Here is an 18647-nt window from a genome sequence, read left to right as displayed (position 1 = left end):
CGTGTCAGACGCCCAGGTCACCGGAGTGACCTGGGCGTCTGACACGTGGGGATCAGCTCGCCGGGGAGATGCTCATCTCGCCCGCCGGGCCCTGGCGGTAGACCGTGAAGTAGCCCGGCGCCGCCAGCGGGTTGTCCGGGGTGTCGTCGAGGTAGCTCCACACCGGCTCGCCGTCCACGCGCAGCACCACGCGGGTGCCGCCCTCGACGGCCACGGTGCCGAACGTGATCTCGTGCGTCGAGTTCGGGTCGATCACGGTGTTCGGGAACACGTCGATCATGAAGACGTCCGGCTTCCAGCGCTGCATCTCGATGACGTCCTCCTTGATGACCACGAGGTAGCCCGAGTTGCTGTTGGTCCACACCGGGAGGCCCGCGGCCTTCGAGCGGACCGAGAACCCGAACCAGCCGCCGTTGAAGTCGCCGAACGACGAGTCGAAGCGCAGCAGCTCGTCGCCGAACGTCGTCGGGGCGAACCCGGAGGCGCTGCGGGGTGCCAGGTGCGCCGCGCCGTCCGCGACGGTCACCCCGCCGGACGGCGCCCACGCCGCCGCGTCGAGGATCTCGGCCCCCAGGTCGGTCACCGGGTGGTCGGCCGCCTGCACCGTCACCGTGGACGACGCCGACAGCCCGGGCACCGCCGTCGAGGTGGCCGTGATGGTGGCGGTTCCGGCCGCGACGCCGCGGACGGTCCCGCCGGCGTCGACGGTGGCGACCGCGGCGTCGCTGGAGGCCCACTCCAGGCCGGTGCGGGTCGCGTCCGCCGGGGTGAACGTGACGCCCGGCTCCCACGTCTCGCCCGGCTCGATCGTGGCGGCCGACGGCGCGAGCGTCACGCTCGTGGGGTCCACCCCGACCAGCGAGAACGTGACGTCGTCGAAGTCCAGCGCCGTGAAGCCCTGGACGTAGAAGCCCACCTTGCCGGCCGCGGACGGCGCCGGGTTGGCCCCCGACACGACCTCCTCGCCGTCGAGCAGCACCCGGACGCCGTCCGCCGTGACGACCACGCGCACGTCGTACTGGGTGCCCGGCGCCAGCCCCTCGCCCGCGGGCAGGGTCACCTGCTTCACCGTGCCCCACGCCGCGTCGAAGATCGTCCACGTGGACCCGGCCGCCGCGTGCCGGTACCGGACGTACCCGCCCGGCGTCGCACCGGTGCGGTCGTAGACGAGCATCTGCCCGCCCTCGGGCACCTCGGCCGGCGTCGTGACGGTGAAGTCCAGCGCGTACTGCGAGAACTGCCGGTCGAGCTGGGTGTTGGCGCCGTTCTTGATGCGCAGGACGTGGTCGCCCGTGCCGTCGTCGACGATGGCACGGTTGGCGTCCGTGGGCCAGCCGTTGGCACCCGACTCGAAGTCGGTCGAGTGCAGCACGCCGTCGCCGGCCGCCACGGTGACCGTCATCTCGTCGCGGATGCCCGGGTCGGCCGTCGACTCGACGGTCACGACCAGCTCGCCCGGCCCGATCGCGGTGAGCACGCCGGTGGCGCTCACCGTCGCGACCTCCGGGTCGCTGGAGGTGTAGGTGACGGCCTGGTTGGTCGCGTTCCACGGCACGGCCTGCGCCGCCACCGAGAGCTCGTCGCCCAGGGTGACCGTGAGCTGATTGGCGGGCAGTGCCAGCGACTCCAGCGCCACCTCGTCCGGCGTCTGGGAGTGGCCCACGTGCCCGTCGGTGCCGATCTCGTCGAACGGGATCGCCTCGAAGCCGGGGATCTGGTCGAACACGGCGGCGTCGGGCCGGAAGGAGTAGTCACCGCCCGCCGCGTCCACGAACCCGGGGTCGGTGTCGGTCACCCAGTTGTCGCCGTAGTTGAGCAGGTTGTTGGTGTCGAGCGCGCCCTCGGCGTTGACGTCGGGGTTGCGCGTGCGGTTCGGGTTCCAGATCACGTTCCGGCCGAACGAGCTCTTGTTCGGGTAGTAGTGGTTGTCCTCGAAGAAGTGCCCCAGCTCGGGGTACCTGGTCAGGTACGGCGTGCCGACGAAGTCGTTGTTGTCGGCGAACACCTTCTCCCACTTGGGCATGTACACGCGGTCGACGGTGTTGCCCTCGCCGTCGCCCATCCACTGCGTGTAGTTGTCGTACGGCACGGTGGTGTCCACGAACACGTTGTTCACGGCGTCGATGTAGTCGGCCGAGCCGGACTTGATCGCGTCGTTGCCCATGTTCACGAACACGTTCTGCTCGATGTTCAGGTCCCACGTGAAGTTGTCCGCGTAGATGCCCTCCACGCCGTGCTTCGTGAGGCCCACGTCGTGGAAGTAGTTCTGCCGGAACACGTGGCCGCGCTGCTGCGGCGTCTCGCCCGAGTTCATGTAGATCGCGCCGAGGTCCTGGAACGTCTTGCAGACGTCGTAGACCTCGTTCTGCTCGAACAGGTGGTCGTTGCCGTGCACGATGATGCCGGGGTGCGGGGCGTCGTTGATCTCGTTCCCGCGCGCCACGTTGCCCACGCCGTCGAACATGACGCCCGGGTTGTAGGCCTTGTGGTAGTAGGCGAAGTCGTGGATGTGGGAGTCCTCGACCCGGTTGTTGCCGGGCGCCAGGGTGGTCTTGTTCCCGCCCTGCAGCACCACGCCGACGCCGCCCACGTGGCGGATGTCGCTGGACACCACCGCGTGGTCGGTGCCGCCCCGGTTCACGGGGATGCCGTCGTAGGTGTACCGGCCGGGGGAGTTGAACAGCACGCCGCCGTCGGTGAAGTTCTGGATGTCGCTGTTCGAGATCGTCACGTGGCTGCCGCCGAGGATGACGGCTGCGTTGGCCCGCCCGTAGTCGAGCACCAGGTCGTCGAACGTGACGTACGAGGTGCCGTCCGTGCGGATCATCGGCTCGTCGAGCGTGGTGACCACGGGCGCGCCCCGCTCCGCCAGGAACGACGCGTTGGGCACCAGGTACAGCACGCCCGTGGCCCGGTCGATGAAGTACTCGCCGGGGGCGTCGAGCTCCTCCAGCAGGTTCTGCGCGAAGTGGAAGTCGGGGTACCAGGTCTTCATCAGGCCCGACATCTCGCCGTAGCGCAGCGTGATGGTGCGCGCGTCGGTGTCGATCGACTCGATCTTGTTGTACGACCACTCCCAGCTCTGGCCGAAGATGCCGTCCAGCCAGATGTCGTCGGCCTGGCCCCAGTGCTGCGGCCGGTCGTAGGAGTAGCTGAACGTGCCGCCGCGGTCCTGCAGGTCGGCGTCGTCCTTGGTGGGGCCCGGGTCGATGATCTTGTTCATCTGCACGGTGTCCTGCACCGCGCCGGCGTTGGGCCAGCGGGCGAGCGTCATGTCCTCGCCGTCCACGTACAGCTCCATGGGCGGGGTGGTGCTGACGTCGTTGGCCTTCCAGTACCCGTGCCGGCTGAGCTGGCCGTAGTCGTCGATCCCGAGCTCGCCCAGGTCGATCTGGAGGATGTCGTCGCGCGCCGACGTCTCGATGACCCGGTCCAGCACGGCCTGGTCGGTGACGGGGGAGAAGCCGTCGTACGGGAGCTCCGTGCCGCCGGAGATCGTGGCGGTCTCGCCCGGGTAGGAGCGGTAGGTGATCGGTGCGTCGGCGGTTCCCGAGTCCTCGGCGCCGAGCGTGAACGACGCCGACCGCTCGTACGTGCCCTCCCGGAGGTAGACGGTCACGCCGTCGTCCGGGAGGTTGCCGGCCGTGCGGAGCGCCCTGATGGCGTCGCGGGCGGCCTCCAGCGTGGCGAGCGGGGCGGCCTCGGTCCCGGCGGCGGCGTCGTCGCCGTCCGGGGCGAGGTAGATCGTGCCCTGCGCGCCAGGGGCGTGCGGGCCCTTGCCGGGCTTGCCCGGCTTCCCGGGCCGGTTGGCCGGCCCGGCGTCGAGGGTGGCGCCCGCGGCGCTCGCCGCGGGCGTGGTGACGGACGTGTGCTGTGCCCCGGTCCGCGGGGCCGCCGTGGCGGCCGCGCTGGTGGCCGTCGCGCCGACGACGCACGTGGCGACGGCGGCGGCGAGCAGGGCTGACAGATGTCGCTTCATTGCGAGTGCTCCGACCTCTTCGGTGATGGTCATGACTGCGGGTCGGCATCGACCCACGACTGGCAGCGGGAGCGATGCTACATTAATCGATAATCGCTGACAATGGTGCGGAGTTGGCGTGCACCGCTACCGTCGGACCCGTCCGACACCTCGAAGGAGAGCCATATGACCAGCACCGACAGCGCCGAACGCCTCGTCTTCGTCGGGGACTCGATCACCGACGCCGGCCGCGACCGGGGCGACGACACGTCGCTCGGCGACGGCTACGTCAGCCTCGTCGCCCGCGACCTGCCCGCGGCCCAGGTGATCAACCGCGGCATCGGCGGCGACCGCGCCGTGGACCTGGAGGCCCGGTGGGAGCGGGACGTCGCACCGACCGCCCCCGACGTGCTCACCCTGTACGTCGGGGTCAACGACATGTGGCGCCGCTTCGACAGTGCCGACCCCACGAGCGCGGAGGCCTTCGAGATCACCTACCGCCGGCTCCTGGACCGGGTTCCCGGCAGCCCGCGCCTCGTGCTCGTGGAACCGTTCCTGCTGCCCGTCCGCGAGGAGCAGCACGGCTGGCTCGACGACCTCGCCGGCAAGCGTGCGGTCGTCACCCGCCTCGCGGCCGAGCGGGGTGCCGCGCTCGTCCCGCTGCACGGCCTGCTCACGGCCGCCGCCGCGGCGCACGCCGGGGGATCTGCCGCCCTCGCGCCCGACGGGGTGCACCCGGCACCCGCGGCGTCGCGCGCGATCGCGGACGCCTGGCTCGCGGCCTACCGGTCCGGTGCACAAACGATTGTCGATAATGGGGCTAGGCTGCGAGGATGACTGATGCGCTGAGCGGTATCCCGGGTCTCGAACGCGGGCTGCTGTCCGACCAGATCTACGACCTCGTCAAGTCGATGATCAAGTCGTCGCAGCTCGCCCCGGGCGAGCAGCTCGTCGAGTCCCAGCTCGCCCGCCGGCTGCGGGTGAGCCAGGCCCCGGTACGGGACGCGCTCAAGCGGCTCGCCCACGAAGGCCTGGTCACGCACGTGCGCCACCAGGGCAACTTCGTGACCAAGCACTCCGACGAGGAGGCGCAGCAGGCCAAGGAGGCTCGCGTGGCGCTGGAGGCGCTCGCGGGCCGGCTCGCCTGCGGGCGCCTCACGCCGGAGACCCGGTCGAGCCTGGAGCAGGTCATCGCCGCCATGCACGACACGGTCGACGCCCAGGACCTGCCCGCGTTCCGCGAGCTCGACTTCGGGTTCCACCGCGCGGTCATCGAGGCGAGCGGCAACACCTACCTGCCGCGCATGTGGGACATCATCGAGCCGAGCCTGCGTTCCATGCACCTGCTCGGTGACCCCGAGTTCACCGGTGACTGGCACGAGGTGGCCGACTGGCACCGCAGCCTGCTGGACGTGCTCGACGGCGGCGACGCCGACGCCGCCTCGGCGCTCTTCGAGGCCCACGCGGCAGGCACGCTGCTGGACGACGAGCAGGCCTGAGCGGCGCCGCGCCGGACACGGTTCAGCCCACCTGGCACCTGCTCGCCGCGGATTCGTCGACGCGGTAGAGACGGGCCGCGGTGCCCGACCACAGGGCCGCCGCGGCGGCGTCGTCGAGCCGGGGCAGCGCCCGGGCGGTGCGCTCCAGCACCTCGGCGTAGGGCGCCACCCGCTCGGACATGGGCCAGTCGCTGCCGAACATCAGGCGCTCGGCGCCCAGCAGGTCCACGGCGGCGCGGCCGATCGCCGCGACCCGGCCGGCGTCGTCCGGTCCCCTCGTGTGGAGGCCGGAGACCTTGCCGTGCACGCGCGGGCGTGCGGCGAGCGCCGCGAGCGCCGCGTGCCACGCGCGGTCCGGGGCGGCCGCCCCGAGGCCGAGGTGGCAGACGACGACGTCGAGCGCCGGGTGGCGGCCGGCCAGCGCAGCGACGGCGGGCAGCTGTGCGGGGCGTACGAGCGTCTCCAGGACGCGGCCCGTCGCGGCCAGCCCCGCGCACAGGGCATCGAGGCCGGCGACGTCGGACAGGTCCGTGGCGCCGCCGGGAACGGCGAGGCGGATGCCCGCGACGGGCACGCCCTCGTCGAGCAGCGGCTGTGCCATGCCGGCCCAGGCGGACCGGTCGCCGGGCCGGGCGTCGTACTGCAGCACGACCGGACCGGGCAGCGGTCCGTGCGCCGCCGCCTGGGCGGTGAGCCAGCGGGCCTCGCGCGCGGTGTCCGCGGCCTGGACGGCGACGGCGGCCCGCACGGGCCGGGGAGCCGCCGCGACGGCGGAGGCCAGGTCGTCCGGGGCGACCCGGTGCGGCAGCCCCAGGTCCTGGGTGAACCAGGAGATCCGCATCGCGCTCGTGTCCCAGAGGTGCACGTGCGCGTCCACGATCCCGCCCCCGGCCGCCGCGCCGGTCGCACGGTCCGCCCCTCCCGCGCCGTCCGTCCCGTCTGCGCGGCCCGGCCCGACCACCTCAGTCATGCGGCCCCGGTGCGATCCCCGCGGCCGCCGACGCCCTCGCGACGTGGTCGAGCGCGGCCCAGAGAGTCTCGGGGATCTCCGCGTCGGCGGCGTCGGCGAAGGCGTCGACCTCGGCCGGCGTTCGCGCCCCCACGACCACGGCCTCCACGCCCGCGACGCGCAGCGGGTACCGCACGGCGGCGGTCGGCAGCGCGACGCCCGCGGCGGTGCAGGCCGCCGCCATGCGCAGAGCACGGTCCACCTGGTCGGGGGTCGCGGGGCGGTAGTCGAAGTACGGGGCACCCACCGGGTCGGCGAGCACCCCGGAGTTGTACACGCCCGCCCCGATCACGCCCACGCCCCGGGCGCGCGCGGCGGGGAGCAGGTCGTCCTCGGCGGTGCGGTCCAGCAGGGTGAGCCGGCCCGCGGGCATGACCACGTCGAGGGCGGCCCCGGCCTCCCGCACCAGGCGGGCGACCGGCACGGTGCGCCCCATGCCGACGCCCACGGCCCGTACCACGCCCTGGTCGCGCAGCTCCAGGAGCGCGGGCAGGGCGCCCCGCAGCGCGGCGTCGACGTCGGCGGGGTCGTGCAGGTAGAGCAGGTCCACGCGGTCGGTGCGCAGGCGGGCGAGGCTGCCCTCCAGCGACCGCAGCACGCCGTCGCGGCTGAGGTCGCCGACGGTGCTCGTGCCGGTGCCGCCCACCGGGACGGGGTCGCCCGCGGCGTCCACGATCGTGCGCCCCACCTTGGTGGCGATCACCACGGTGTCGCGGTCGACGCCCGCCAGGGCGGCGCCGAGCCGCTGCTCGCTGATGCCCTCGCCGTAGTGGGGTGCGGTGTCGAAGAACCGCACCCCACGCTCCAGGGCACGGCCGACGGTCGCCTCGGCGGCGGTCGCCGCCACGGGCGTGAACAGGTTGCCGATGGGCGCGCAGCCCAGCCCGTACGCGGCCGCGACCTCGGGTCGCGCCGCCGGGGCGGGGCTCAGCGGCCGGAGCTCTGCGCGGAACGCCATGCCTCGAACTCCCCTCGGGTGTCGGGGGTCAGGGGGTAGTAGTCGCTCAGCCGGGCACCCTCGTCGAGCCGCTGCCGGCTGAACACCTCCCACTCCTCGTGGTCCCGGGCGGACTCGATCACCTGGTCGGCCATCGCGCGCGGCACGATGACGGGGCCGTCGTCGTCGGCGACCACGAGGTCGCCGGGCATGCACAGCACGCCGCCCACGGCGACGGGCACGTCGAAGGCCCAGGGGAAGAGCTCCGACTGGGAGGCGTAGTGCGGCGTGACGCCCGTGGACCACACCGGCAGCCCGAGGTCGCGGATCTTGCCCGAGTCACGGATGCGGCCGTCGACGACCATGCCCGCGCCGCCCTTGCGCTGGAAGTAGCGGGCCAGGATGTCGCCCACGCAGCCGGAGAACCGGCTGCCGAACGCCTGGACCACGAGCACGTCGCCGGGCCGCACCGTCTCCAGGACGTGCCACAGGGCGGTGTGCCGTTCGACGTACTCCTGCTCGTCGCCCGCGGCCAGGTCCTCGCGCTGCGGCATGAACTGCAGAGTGAGGGCCGAGCCGACCACCCGGTACCCGGGCGAGAGGGGGCGCGGGCCCTCGACGAACGACCGGCGGATGCCCAGCCCGTGCAGCTTGGCGCAGGCGGTGGCGGCGGAGACGTCGCCGAGCCGGGCGACGGTGCCGGCGTCGGCCCGCTCGAACGCGCCGCCCCGCACGGGCAGCGTGACGTCCGGGCGGACGAGTCCGGCGGCGGGATCGTCCGCCGGCAGGCCGGCCGCGCCGGGACGCGTGAGGGCTTCGGTCATGGTGAGGCTCCTTCTCGGAACGGGTGGGGTGCTGGGGTGGGTGTGAACGGCGGCTCAGGACCGGGGGCGGCCCGCCGTGGCATGGTGCGGCGGGGTCAGGGCGGGCCCGGTGAGCAGCACGAGGTCCGCGCGGTGCGACGGCGGCAGCTCGACCAGCAGGTCGGCGGCATCCAGCGGGACGGTTACCGACGTGGGGCTGCCGGGCCGCCCGGCGGACGCCGTCGACGGCCCCGGGTAGACGCCGCCCGCCTCGCCCCGGGTCACGACGCCGGTCAGGCGCTGCTCCCCGAACCGGCCGGGCCGCACGCGCACCCGCCGCGTGCGGGTCGCCGACAGGTTGACGAGGGACAGCTCGACGCGCCCCTCCTGCGGGTCGCCGTCCAGCCGTGTGACCAGGGCGGCGACGTCGGGTGGCAGACCGGGGCGGCCCTGGTCGGCGTCGGTGTAGGCGACCGCCGCGAACGGCAGGCCACCGTTGTAGAGCGTCTGCGGCGTGCCCGTGACGAGCTGCCCGAGCACCTCGGTGACCACGGGGTTGACCCGCTGCCAGAAGTGCAGGTGCACCGTCGCGGGGTCCACGGGCTCGGCCTCCATCACCGCGACCCGGCGGGCGAGCTGCCCCAGCGCCATCGACAGCGCCCGCTCCGGGTACTCCGGGAACGTGCCGTCGAGGAACGTGAGCCACGGGCCCTCGTGTCCCGCCTCGACCTTGTCGCGGAACGGCCGCACCTCGCGCGATCCCGGGGTGCCGTCCAGCACGCGGTCCAGGCGCTCGCGGTCGGCGGGGTCGCGGGTCCACCACCACAGCCAGGCGGGCAGGTCGGCCTGCAGCGGCCCGAAGTCGAACCAGCCGTCGGCGCCGTACCGGTAGGGCACCAGGAGGGCTGGCTCGGCGGCGTGCGGGCCGAGTCGTTCGAGCCAGCTCCCGCGCAGGCTGAAGGGCGTCTGCGTGACGGGCGCGGTGACCGCCCGGTCCAGCACCGTGTCGAGCATCGTGCGCACCAGGTCGAGGGGTCCGTCGTCGCGGGGCCCGGCGCCGCCCGTGAGGAACGACGCGTTGAGCGCGCCGATCAGCGTGCTCATGCCCACCGAGTGCAGGCCGTGGGGCCAGGTCCAGCCGTAGTGGCCGCCGTACCAGGCGCCGTCGTGCAACCCGCCGACGGCGCCGTCGGGCGCCACGTTGTCCGGCATGAGGCCACCGGCGGCCTCGGCTCGTGACCGCCAGCCGTCGACGTACCGGGCCACCCACGCGGCCGAGGCGGCGTCGCCGTCGTACAGCCAGCGGTTGGTCACCAGGGACGTGGCCGCCAGGTTGACCGCGGTGTCGCCGGCGGCGCGGCGCTGCATCTCGTCGCCCATGAGCTGGGCCTTGGCGGGGTCCTCCAGGTCGGACCAGCGCGTGATGCCCGGCAAGCCGTGCAGCGGGAGGCCGTAGGCCGCCATGTAGTCGAGCGAGGCCGGGTAGGTGAGCCACTCGGGGCCCAGCCCGGGCAGCGGGCCGCGGGCCCCGTTGTGCGGCGCCGTGATGATGTTGCGTGCCGGGTCGTAGTTGCCGTGCGCCGGGTCGGTGTAGAGCTCGGCGAAGCGCCGGGCGCGCTCGGCGAACCGCTCGTCGCCCGGGTCGGCGGCGCACAGGCCGTAGAAGAACAGCAGCGACTCGCCCTGGTGGAACCAGTCGTACCCGTTCTCGTACTCGCCGCTCAGCATGCCGGCCTCGGTGAGCTGCGCCGTCACGCCCTCGAAGTGGTGCTTGGCGGCGTCCAGCACGTCGTCGCTGCCGCCCAGGGCGTAGAAGGCGGGCCAGTTGAAGAACGGCTCGTAGAGGTCGTCCACGCCGTCGCGGTGCTCGAACCCGCCCGCGTGCAGGATGCGGCCGTCGGGCCCGCAGTACCGCTCGGCGAACAGCCGCCAGGCCTCCTCGGTCGCGTCGAACAGGCGGCGTTCGAGCACGGCCCAGGCGGGGACCTCGTGCAGGGGGATGGTAGGGATCCGCATCGCCTCAGCCCTTCGTCGCCCCGGCGACCAGGCCGCCGATGATGTGCCGCTGCATGACGACGAAGAACACGATCGCGGGCGTCACCGCGAGCAGCAGCGTGGGGAAGACGGTCGTGTAGTCCGTCGAGAACTCACCGACGGCCGCGTACACGCCCGTGGTCACGGTGTAGATGCCGGAGCTGGGGCCCAGGATGATCTGCGGGCTGACGAAGTCGTTCCAGACGCTGATCGAGTTCAGCACCACGATGGTGGCCACCACGGGCCGCATGATCGGGAAGATGCAGGCCCAGAACGCCCGGATCTTGCCCGCGCCGTCCAGCGCGGCGGCCTCGTCGATGTCCCGCGGCACGGTGCGCAGGTACGCGGCGAACAGGAAGATCGTGACCGGCAGCGTGGCCGCCGTCTCGAAGAGGACGAAGCCGGGGATCGTGTTGATCAGCCCCAGCACCCGCAGCACGAACACGACGGGGATGAGCGTCACCTGGCCCGGGATGAACAACCCGGACACGAACAGCAGCAGCAGCCCCAGGTGCCACTTCGAGCGACCACGTGCGATCACGTACGCCACGGGCGCGGCCAGCGCGATGCCGAACACGTTGACCAGCGCCACGAACAGCAGCGTGACGCCGTAGGCGCGCACCACGTTGAACTTCTCGCTGGTCAGCGCCGCCTGCAGGTACTCCAGGCTGAACGTGTCCGGGCCGATCGCCAGCGGGGAGGCGATGATCGCCTCCTGCGGCTTGAAGGCGTTGATCACCATGATGTACAGCGGCACCAGCATGACCAGGGCGCCGGCGCCGAGCAGCGCCCACTTGAGCACGGTGCCCACGCCGGGTGCACGCAGCGTCCGTCGGGGGGTCGGGTACCTGCTCATCAGTCCGTCACCTTCTTCTCCGCGCCGCGCCGGGCGAACGTCACACCGAGACCGAGCACGGCCGTGGCGAGCAGCAGGATCACCGACTGTGCGGCGCCGAACCCGAGCTCGGACTGCGCGAACGAGTCCCGCAGCACCTGGTAGACGATCGTCTGGGTGGATCCCGCGGGACCGCCGTCGGTCAGCGCCAGGACGATGTCGTAGACCTTGAGCAGCCCCACGAGGGTGAGCACCAGGTTCACGGTGAACACGGGGGCGATCAGCGGCAGCGTCACGTTGCGGAACTGCTGCCACCTCGAGGCGCCGTCCACGGTGGCGGCCTCGTAGTACTCGGGTGGCACCGACTTGATGCCGGCCAGGAACAGGATCATGTTGAAGCCGAAGTGCGACCACACGATCGTCAGGATCACGCTCGCCTTGGCGAACCCCACCTCCGTGAGGAACGGGACCGGCGGCACACCGAGGTGCCCGAGCAGGCCGTTGACGGCGCCCTCCGGCGCCAGCATGGCCGACCACAGGAACCCGATGATCAGCGCGCTGATGATGTACGGGTAGAAGAAGATCGTGCGCATCAGCGTGTTCGCCCGGCCCGAGCCGGAGATGAGGGCCGCGATCGCGAGCCCGACGCCGTTGCACAGCACCGTGCCGAAGAACGCCACGACCGCGGTGAAGATCGCGGCGTCGACCGTGCGGGGGTTGCGGAACGCCTCGGCGTAGTTGTCGAGCCCGATGAACGTGAAGTTCAGGCTGTAGCCGTTCCAGTCGGTCAGGCTCAGCACGAACGCGAGGATCATCGGGACGATGAACATCGCCAGGAACACCAGGACGGCGGGGCCGCCCATGACGATCCCGGGGAGGCGGTCGCGCCACACCCGCGCCGCCGGGCGGCGGCGCGGGCGGGGCACGACGGTGAGCGTGTCTGCCATGTCGGTCACCTGTCTGCTGGCGGGGTTCAGCCGATGGTCGAGGCGAACCAGTCGTCCATGGCCGCCTCGACGTCGGCGGCCGCGGTGCCGCCGATCAGGGCCTGGGTCTGGGCGTTGATCTCGTCGGAGTAGCCCACGGGCAGGGTGCGTTCGCCGTAGCCCTGGCCGGTCGGGGTGTAGGCCTCGGCGGGCGTGTCGGCCACGATCTGCTGCAGCTCCTGGCCCAGCTCGTCCATGTCGTACTCGTAGCCGTCGCGGAAGTTGCCGTCCACCTCGAGCTGGTCGGCCACGGCCGTCTGGTCGGTCACCAGGAACTCGACGAGCTCGGCGGCCGCGTCCTGGTCCTCGCTGGTCTTGAGGATGGAGTAGGGGCTGGCGATGTTGGCACCCATCGCCGGCGTACCGACGCCCTGTGCGGCGGGGGCCGCGAAGACGCCGATCTCGGCCTTCTCCTCGGCCTTGGCCTCGGTGCCGGCGAACCAGCTGCCCATGGGGTAGATCGCGCTCTTGCCGGACAGGAACGCCTGCTCCGCGTCGGGGTACTTGATGCCCAGGGCGTCCTTGGGCACGTAGCCCTTCGCCACCCACTCGGCGTACGTCTCGACCGTCGCGCCGTAGGTGTCGGCGAACGTCACCTCGCCCGAGCTCATCCGGGCGAACCACTCCGGGTCCTGACCCACGATGGTCGGCAGGCCCAGCGTCTGCAGCGAGTGGCTGGTCATCCAGTCGCCACCGGTCTGGATCGGGGTCCAGCCGGCGTCCTTGAGCTTGCCGAGCGCCGTGGTGAGCTCCTCGACGGTGGTGGGCGTCCCGGTGATGCCCGCCTCCTCGAATGCCGTCTTGTTGTAGAACCACAGGCTCTGCAGCTGGAAGCCGATGCCGGCCATGTAGTACTTGCCGTCGATCGAGTACTGGTCGGCCAGCGGCCCGCCGGAGGCCCACTCGTACTGCGACAGGTCCACGAGCTCGGGCGCCAGGTCGACCGTCGGCGGCAGCGACTGCACCACGTCGGGAGCGTCACCGGCGGTCAGGAGCCGGGGGAGGGCGGCGGCGACGCCCTCGGCTCCCGGGTTCTGCACGACGACGTCGATGTCCGGGTGCGCCTCCTCGAACGGGGCGACGAGCTCGTTCCAGAACTCCTCGGTCAGGTTGGGGGTCACGTTGACGAGCAGGCTCAGCTCGGTGGTGCCGCCGGCCGCGGCGTCGCCGTCGGGACCGGCACAGCCGGTGAGGGCGAGGGCGGACACCGTGAGCGTGCCCACGCTCACGAGGGTGCGGTGCTTGATCATCGTTGATCCTTTCGGGGGATGCCGCGGCACGCTGCTGTGCGTGGCGCGCGACGTGGCGCGAACGACTCTGGAGTGACGTCTCAGGGAGAGTAATCGATAATCGTTGGATTGGGAAGAACGTCGCCGTCGGGCCCGCGTAGGCTCGCCGGGTGAACCGGACCGACCGCCTGTACGCGATCGTCGAGGAGCTGCGGGCCGTGTCCCCGCGCCCGCGGAGCGCGTCCTGGCTGGCCGACCGGTTCGAGGTCAGCCGCCGGACCGTCGAGCGCGACATCGGCGCGCTGCAGCAGGCCGGGGTGCCCGTCTGGGCCGAGCCGGGCCGTACCGGTGGTTACTGCCTCGACCGGTCCAGGACCCTCCCGCCGGTCAACTTCAGCCCCGACGAGGCGGTCGCCGTCGCCGTCGCACTGGGCGGCCTGGCCGGGACGCCGTTCGCCCCCGCGGGCTCGACGGCGCTCCGCAAGATCCTCGCGGCCATGCGGGACGACGACGCGACCGCCGCCCACGACCTCGCCGCCCGCGTGCACCTGCTCGGGGCGCCGCCCGAGGTGCCGCCCGTCCCCGCCGTGCTCACCGACGCGATCACCGCACGCCGGGTCCTGCGCCTGCGGTACACCGACCGGGCGGGCGCCGCGACGACGCGCGACGTCGAGCCGCTCGGCTTCGTCGGCTCGTCCACGGCGTGGTACCTGCTGGCCTGGTGCCGCCTGCGCGACGGCGTCCGGGCCTTCCGTCTCGACCGCGTCGACCGGGTCACGGCGACCAGCGAGCGCGCGCCGCGGCGGGTGGTCCGGCCGGAGGACGTCCAGGTGCCCGAGGGCGACCTGCGCACCCTGACCCTCCTGGGCTGACCGGGCGACCCGCGCTCGCCGCGGAAACACCGACACCGGGGTGTCGTCGAGCAGGCCGAGGCTGGGGGCACGAGCCACGGACGGACCGTGGCAGTGACCAGGAGGACCATCCCATGCGCCCTGCGACCCTCGCCTCCGTGCGCCTCATCACCGACGACGTCGACCGCCTGGCGGCCTTCTACGAGCGGGTCACCGGTGCGACCGCGGACCGGCCGTCCCCCGAGTTCGCCGAGCTGCGCACGGAGAGGGGCACCCTCGCCATCGGCAGCACCCGGACCGTCCAGCTCTTCGGCCCCGGCGCCGCGGGCCCGTCGGACAACCGGACGGCCATCGTGGAGTTCCTCGTCGACGACGTCGACGCGCTGTTCGCCGGCCTCGACGACACGGTGCCGACCGTGACCCCGCCGACCACCATGCCCTGGGGCAACCGGTCGCTGCTCGTGCGCGACCCCGACGGCACCCTGGTGAACCTGTTCACGCCCGTGAGCGCCGAGGCGCGTGAGCGGGCCGGCGTCGAACAGGCCGGGACGGAATGAGGGCGAGTCCCGCGCCGCCGTCGGGCAGACTATGACGTGCGGGCCGGCAGGCCCGCCGAGCGACACCTGACCGACAACGACCGGTCGACCCCATCAGAAGGAGCATCCACGGTGACCCACATCTTCGACGAGCTGCAATGGCGAGGCCTGGTGGCGCAGTCCACCGACGAGGCCGCGCTGCGTTCTGCACTGTCGGAGGGCACCGTGGACTATTACGTGGGCTTCGACCCCACGGCGCCGTCGCTGCACATCGGCAACCTCGTCCAGATCCTCACCGCCCGCCGCCTGCAGGACGCCGGCCACCGGCCCTACCTGCTGGTCGGCGGCGCGACGGGCCTGATCGGCGACCCGCGCGACTCGGGGGAGCGCACCCTCAACTCACCCGAGATCGTCGCCGGATGGGTGGAGCGCATCCGCGCCCAGATCGAGCCGCACCTCTCCTTCGAGGGCGACAACGCCGCGCGCATGGTGAACAACCTCGACTGGACCGGCCCCCTGTCGGCGATCGAGTTCCTGCGCGACATCGGCAAGCACTTCCGGCTGGGCACCATGCTGTCCAAGGACATCGTGGCCCGGCGGCTCGCCTCGGACGAGGGCATCAGCTTCACCGAGTTCAGCTACCAGGTGCTGCAGGGCATGGACTTCCGCGAGCTGTACCGGCGCCACGGCATCACGCTGCAGCTGGGCGGCAACGACCAGTGGGGCAACCTGCTGGCCGGCGTCGAGCTGATCCGCAAGGCGGAGGGCGTCAGCGCCCATGCGCTGACCACGCCGCTGATCACCAAGGCCGACGGCACCAAGTTCGGCAAGTCCGAGGGCGGCTCCATCTGGCTCGACCCGGAGATGACCAGCCCCTACGCCTTCTACCAGTTCTGGCTCAACCAGGCCGACGCCGACGTCGTGAACTACCTCAAGGTGTTCACGTTCCGCTCCCGCGAGGAGATCGCGGAGCTCGAGCGCGAGGTGGCCGAGCGGCCCTTCGCGCGCGAGGCGCAGAAGGCGCTCGCGGGCGACGTCACCACGCTGGTGCACGGCGCGGGGGCCACGGAGGCGGTCATCGCGGCGAGCCAGGCGCTGTTCGGCCGCGGATCGCTCGACGGGCTCGACGCCCGGACGCTCGACGGTGCGGTCGCGGAGCTGCCGCGCGTCACCGCCAAGGCGGGTGACCTCGTCGCCGACCTCATGGTGGGCTCCGGCCTCGTCGCGTCCAAGGGTGCCGCGCGCCGCGCGATCGCCGAGGGCGGTGCGTACGTCAACAACGTGAAGGTCACGTCCGACGACGCCGCGCTCGCCGCCGAGGACCTGCTGCACGGCAGGCACGCGGTGCTGCGCCGGGGGAAGAAGACCCTGGCGGTGGCGACGTCGGAGTGACGCTGGCCTGACCGCACCGAGCGTGCCGGCGGCCACCCGCTGACCAGCGGGTGGCCGCCGTTCGCATGTCCGGCCGGGCATGTCCTGATACTTGCCCGAAATCGGGCAAGAAATTGCTGTTCGCGATCGAGTGCGTCAGTCTCTCGGATATGAGGACGTCTTCCGACCTCGTCGCCCACGTGGCGGCGACCACCGGTCTCACCCCCGCCGAGGCGGCGCGCGTGATCGGCGACGTCGTGGCGTACTACGCCACGCCGGTGGAGGAGGTCGTCCGACGGCGGCACGCCGAGCTGAAGGTCCACGGGGCGCGCAACCCGGAGATCTTCGAGCGCATCGCCACCGAGCTCGAGCACCGGGTCGTCGCGGCCCCACGGCTCACCGAGCGACAGCTGCGCCGGATGATCTACGGCTGATCCCCAGCACCACACGAAGGAGCACCACCATGTGCGGAATCGTCGGTTACGTCGGCGGCCAGAACGCCGCCCCTCTGCTCGTCGAGGCCCTCGGCCGGCTCGAGCATCGCGGGTACGACTCGGCGGGCGTCGCCGTCGTCGGCTCCCAGGTCCGCGTCGCCAAGCGCGCCGGCCGCGTGCGCGACCTCGCCGAGGTCCTGCCCAAGCGGATGCCCGGCCGCGTGGGCATCGGCCACACCCGCTGGGCCACGCACGGCCCCGCCACCGACGTCAACGCCCACCCGCACACGGACGCGAGCGGCGCCGTCGCCGTGGTGCACAACGGCATCATCGACAACGCCGCCGCGCTGCGCGCCCGGCTCACCGACCAGGGGGTGCCGCTCGCGAGCGACACCGACACCGAGGTCTTCGCCCATCTCGTCGCCCTGTCCGACGCCGAAACCCTCGAGGGCAAGGTCGTCGAGGCGCTGGACGCCGTCGAGGGCACCTACGGGCTGGCCGTGGTGCACGCCGCCTTCCCGGACCGGGTGGTGGTGGCCCGCAACGGCAGTCCGCTGCTCGTGGGCGTCGGGGACAAGGAGATGTTCGTCGCCTCCGACCTGGCGGCCCTGGTCCGGCACACCACCACGGTGGCCCACCTGGCCGACGGCGAGCTGGCGACCGTCACGGCATCGGGCTTCACGACCTTCCGGCGGGACCTCACCCGTACGCAGACCACGGCGCGCGAGGTCGACGTCGATCCGAGCGCCTACGAGCACGGCACCGTCGACGGCCGGCCTCGGATGTACACCGAGATGCTGGAGCAGCCGGCCAGCGTGGAACGGGCGCTCCGCGGCCGGCTCGACGAGCGGTTCGCGACCGCGCACCTCGGCGGGCTCGAGATGGACGCACGCGAGCTGCGCGCGATCCGGCGGGTCAAGATCCTCGGCTGCGGCTCCGCCTACTACGTGGGACAGATGGGCGCATCGCTCGTCGAGGAGCTCGCACGCATCCCCGCCGACGCCGAACCCGCCAGCGAGTTCCGCTACCGCAGCCCCGTGATCGAGCCCGACACGCTGTACGTCGCGGTGAGCCAGTCGGGCGAGACCATCGACACGCTGCTCGCGGTCGAGGAGATCCGGCGCAAGGGCGGCCGGGTCATCGGGCTGGTCAACGTGGTCGGCTCCGCGATCGCGCGGGCCTGCGACGGCGGGATCTACCTGCACGCGGGACCCGAGATCGCCGTCGCGTCCACCAAGGCACTGACCACGATGTTCGTGGGCTTCGCCCTGCTCGCCCTCCAGCTCGGGCGGGTGCGCGACCTGTCCGTCGCCGACGGCCGCCGCCTGGTCGCGGGCCTGCAGGCCCTGCCCGCCCAGATCGAGCAGGTGCTCGACGGCGAGGAGACGGTCGCGCGAGCGGCGAAGGCGCTCGCGGCGGCCGAGAGCCTGTTCTTCGTGGGCCGGGTCCGGGGCTATCCGGTCGCCCGGGAGGGTGCGCAGAAGTTCAAGGAGATCAGCTACCGGCACGCCGAGGCCTACCAGATGTCGGAGCTCAAGCACGGCCCGCTGGCCCTGGTCTCGCCCGAGGTGCCCACGGTCGCCGTCGTGCCCGACGACGAGCTGACCGACCGCAACGTGGCCGCCCTCCATGAGATCGCGGCGCGGGGTGGCCCCCTCGTGGTCGTGACGCACGCGGGCGTCGACCTCGGGGAGCTGCACGCCGAGCGGATCGACGTGCCGAAGAACGAGCGGGAGCTCGACCCCCTGCTCCTGACCGTGCCGCTGCAGCTCCTCGCGTACCACGCGGCGCTCACGCTCGGGCACGACGTCGACAAGCCGCGGAACCTCGCGAAGTCGGTCACCGTGGAGTGATCCGGCCTGATGCCCTGGGCCCGCCGTTCCCTGGTGACTGCCGATTTGGCGTGCGGGCCCAGGTCTGTGTACTGTTCCTGTCGTTCGCCCGGCAGGGAGGCACGGACAGGAAGCGCGTCGAGCGCGACTGGCCGGTCCCGGGGTGGAAACCAACCCAGTTCTCGTAGTAGCCTAGTGCGCCCCGGAACTGGGTGGGGGCTTGTCAGATCGCCTCCCACGACCATGGATCCTCACGAGGGTCCTTGCGCCGGGGAACGTGATAGGGTAAGTTACAGAGGTTGCCTCCGATCGAGGAGGCCCCCTACCTCGCGG

15 protein-coding genes are annotated in these 18647 nt (G+C 72.3%); 7 read left to right on the top strand and 8 right to left on the bottom strand.

Annotation, left to right across the window (positions count from 1 at the left end):
- Positions 1-52: 52 nt before the first annotated feature.
- On the bottom strand, positions 53-3979 hold the full coding sequence (locus ACO229_RS11840; RefSeq protein WP_423465048.1) for an Ig-like domain-containing protein: 3927 nt from the start codon (positions 3977-3979) through the stop codon (positions 53-55).
- A 165-nt stretch (positions 3980-4144) separates the two neighbouring features.
- Here ACO229_RS11840 and ACO229_RS11835 point away from each other — a divergent pair, with 165 nt between their 5' ends.
- Both ACO229_RS11835 and ACO229_RS11830 read left to right on the top strand, forming a co-directional pair.
- Entirely contained in the window at positions 4145-4795 is a 651-nt protein-coding gene (locus tag ACO229_RS11835) for an SGNH/GDSL hydrolase family protein (RefSeq protein ID WP_423465047.1), read from the top strand.
- Complete coding sequence (locus ACO229_RS11830; RefSeq protein ID WP_423465046.1) at positions 4792-5457, top strand: GntR family transcriptional regulator; 666 nt, start codon at positions 4792-4794, stop codon at positions 5455-5457. Before ACO229_RS11835 ends, ACO229_RS11830 begins: the two co-directional genes overlap by 4 nt.
- A gap of 22 nt (positions 5458-5479) precedes the next feature.
- Here ACO229_RS11830 and ACO229_RS11825 read toward each other — a convergent pair whose 3' ends face one another.
- Genes ACO229_RS11825 through ACO229_RS11795 form a run of 7 tightly spaced genes read right to left on the bottom strand, consistent with a single transcriptional unit; the run spans position 5480 to position 13311 of the window.
- Entirely contained in the window at positions 5480-6427 is a 948-nt protein-coding gene (locus tag ACO229_RS11825; protein WP_423465045.1) for an amidohydrolase family protein, read from the bottom strand.
- On the bottom strand, positions 6420-7424 hold the full coding sequence (locus tag ACO229_RS11820; protein WP_423465044.1) for an aldo/keto reductase: 1005 nt from the start codon (positions 7422-7424) through the stop codon (positions 6420-6422). The genes ACO229_RS11825 and ACO229_RS11820 overlap by 8 nt, the downstream gene beginning before the upstream one ends.
- Positions 7394-8227 (bottom strand): ribonuclease activity regulator RraA, encoded by an 834-nt coding sequence (locus ACO229_RS11815; RefSeq protein WP_397432523.1) that lies wholly within the window; start codon positions 8225-8227, stop codon positions 7394-7396. The genes ACO229_RS11820 and ACO229_RS11815 overlap by 31 nt, the downstream gene beginning before the upstream one ends.
- 54 nt (positions 8228-8281) lie before the next feature.
- Positions 8282-10222 carry a hypothetical protein gene (locus ACO229_RS11810; RefSeq protein WP_423465043.1) on the bottom strand — a complete coding sequence of 647 codons (1941 nt, stop codon included), beginning with the start codon at positions 10220-10222 and terminating at the stop codon, positions 8282-8284.
- A gap of 4 nt (positions 10223-10226) precedes the next feature.
- Positions 10227-11096: a carbohydrate ABC transporter permease gene (locus ACO229_RS11805; protein WP_397432526.1), complete on the bottom strand. Its 870-nt coding sequence runs from the start codon at positions 11094-11096 to the stop codon at positions 10227-10229.
- On the bottom strand, positions 11096-12022 hold the full coding sequence (locus ACO229_RS11800) for a carbohydrate ABC transporter permease (protein WP_423465042.1): 927 nt from the start codon (positions 12020-12022) through the stop codon (positions 11096-11098). Before ACO229_RS11800 ends, ACO229_RS11805 begins: the two co-directional genes overlap by 1 nt.
- Before the next feature lie 26 nt (positions 12023-12048).
- Positions 12049-13311 (bottom strand): ABC transporter substrate-binding protein, encoded by a 1263-nt coding sequence (locus tag ACO229_RS11795; protein WP_423465041.1) that lies wholly within the window; start codon positions 13309-13311, stop codon positions 12049-12051.
- Positions 13312-13460: 149 nt separating this feature from the next.
- On the opposite strand from ACO229_RS11795, the gene ACO229_RS11790 reads away from it, so the two are divergent.
- From ACO229_RS11790 to glmS, 5 genes are all read left to right on the top strand, one after another.
- Positions 13461-14162 carry a helix-turn-helix transcriptional regulator gene (locus ACO229_RS11790; protein ID WP_423465040.1) on the top strand — a complete coding sequence of 234 codons (702 nt, stop codon included), beginning with the start codon at positions 13461-13463 and terminating at the stop codon, positions 14160-14162.
- Positions 14163-14275: 113 nt separating this feature from the next.
- On the top strand, positions 14276-14698 hold the full coding sequence (locus ACO229_RS11785; protein ID WP_423465039.1) for a VOC family protein: 423 nt from the start codon (positions 14276-14278) through the stop codon (positions 14696-14698).
- Between the two features lie 111 nt (positions 14699-14809).
- Positions 14810-16069 (top strand): tyrosine--tRNA ligase, encoded by a 1260-nt coding sequence (tyrS, locus tag ACO229_RS11780; protein WP_423465038.1) that lies wholly within the window; start codon positions 14810-14812, stop codon positions 16067-16069.
- Between the two features lie 149 nt (positions 16070-16218).
- Entirely contained in the window at positions 16219-16482 is a 264-nt protein-coding gene (locus ACO229_RS11775) for a hypothetical protein (RefSeq protein WP_397418644.1), read from the top strand.
- Positions 16483-16511: 29 nt separating this feature from the next.
- Positions 16512-18335 (top strand): glutamine--fructose-6-phosphate transaminase (isomerizing), encoded by a 1824-nt coding sequence (gene glmS / locus ACO229_RS11770; RefSeq protein WP_423465037.1) that lies wholly within the window; start codon positions 16512-16514, stop codon positions 18333-18335.
- The last annotated feature ends 312 nt before the right edge of the window (positions 18336-18647 follow it).

The organism is Promicromonospora sp. MS192, from assembly GCF_049532985.1.
GTDB lineage: Bacteria > Actinomycetota > Actinomycetes > Actinomycetales > Cellulomonadaceae > Promicromonospora.
The sequence above is the reverse complement of the archived record's forward strand: the minus strand, read 5'-3'. Positions and strand labels throughout refer to the sequence as shown.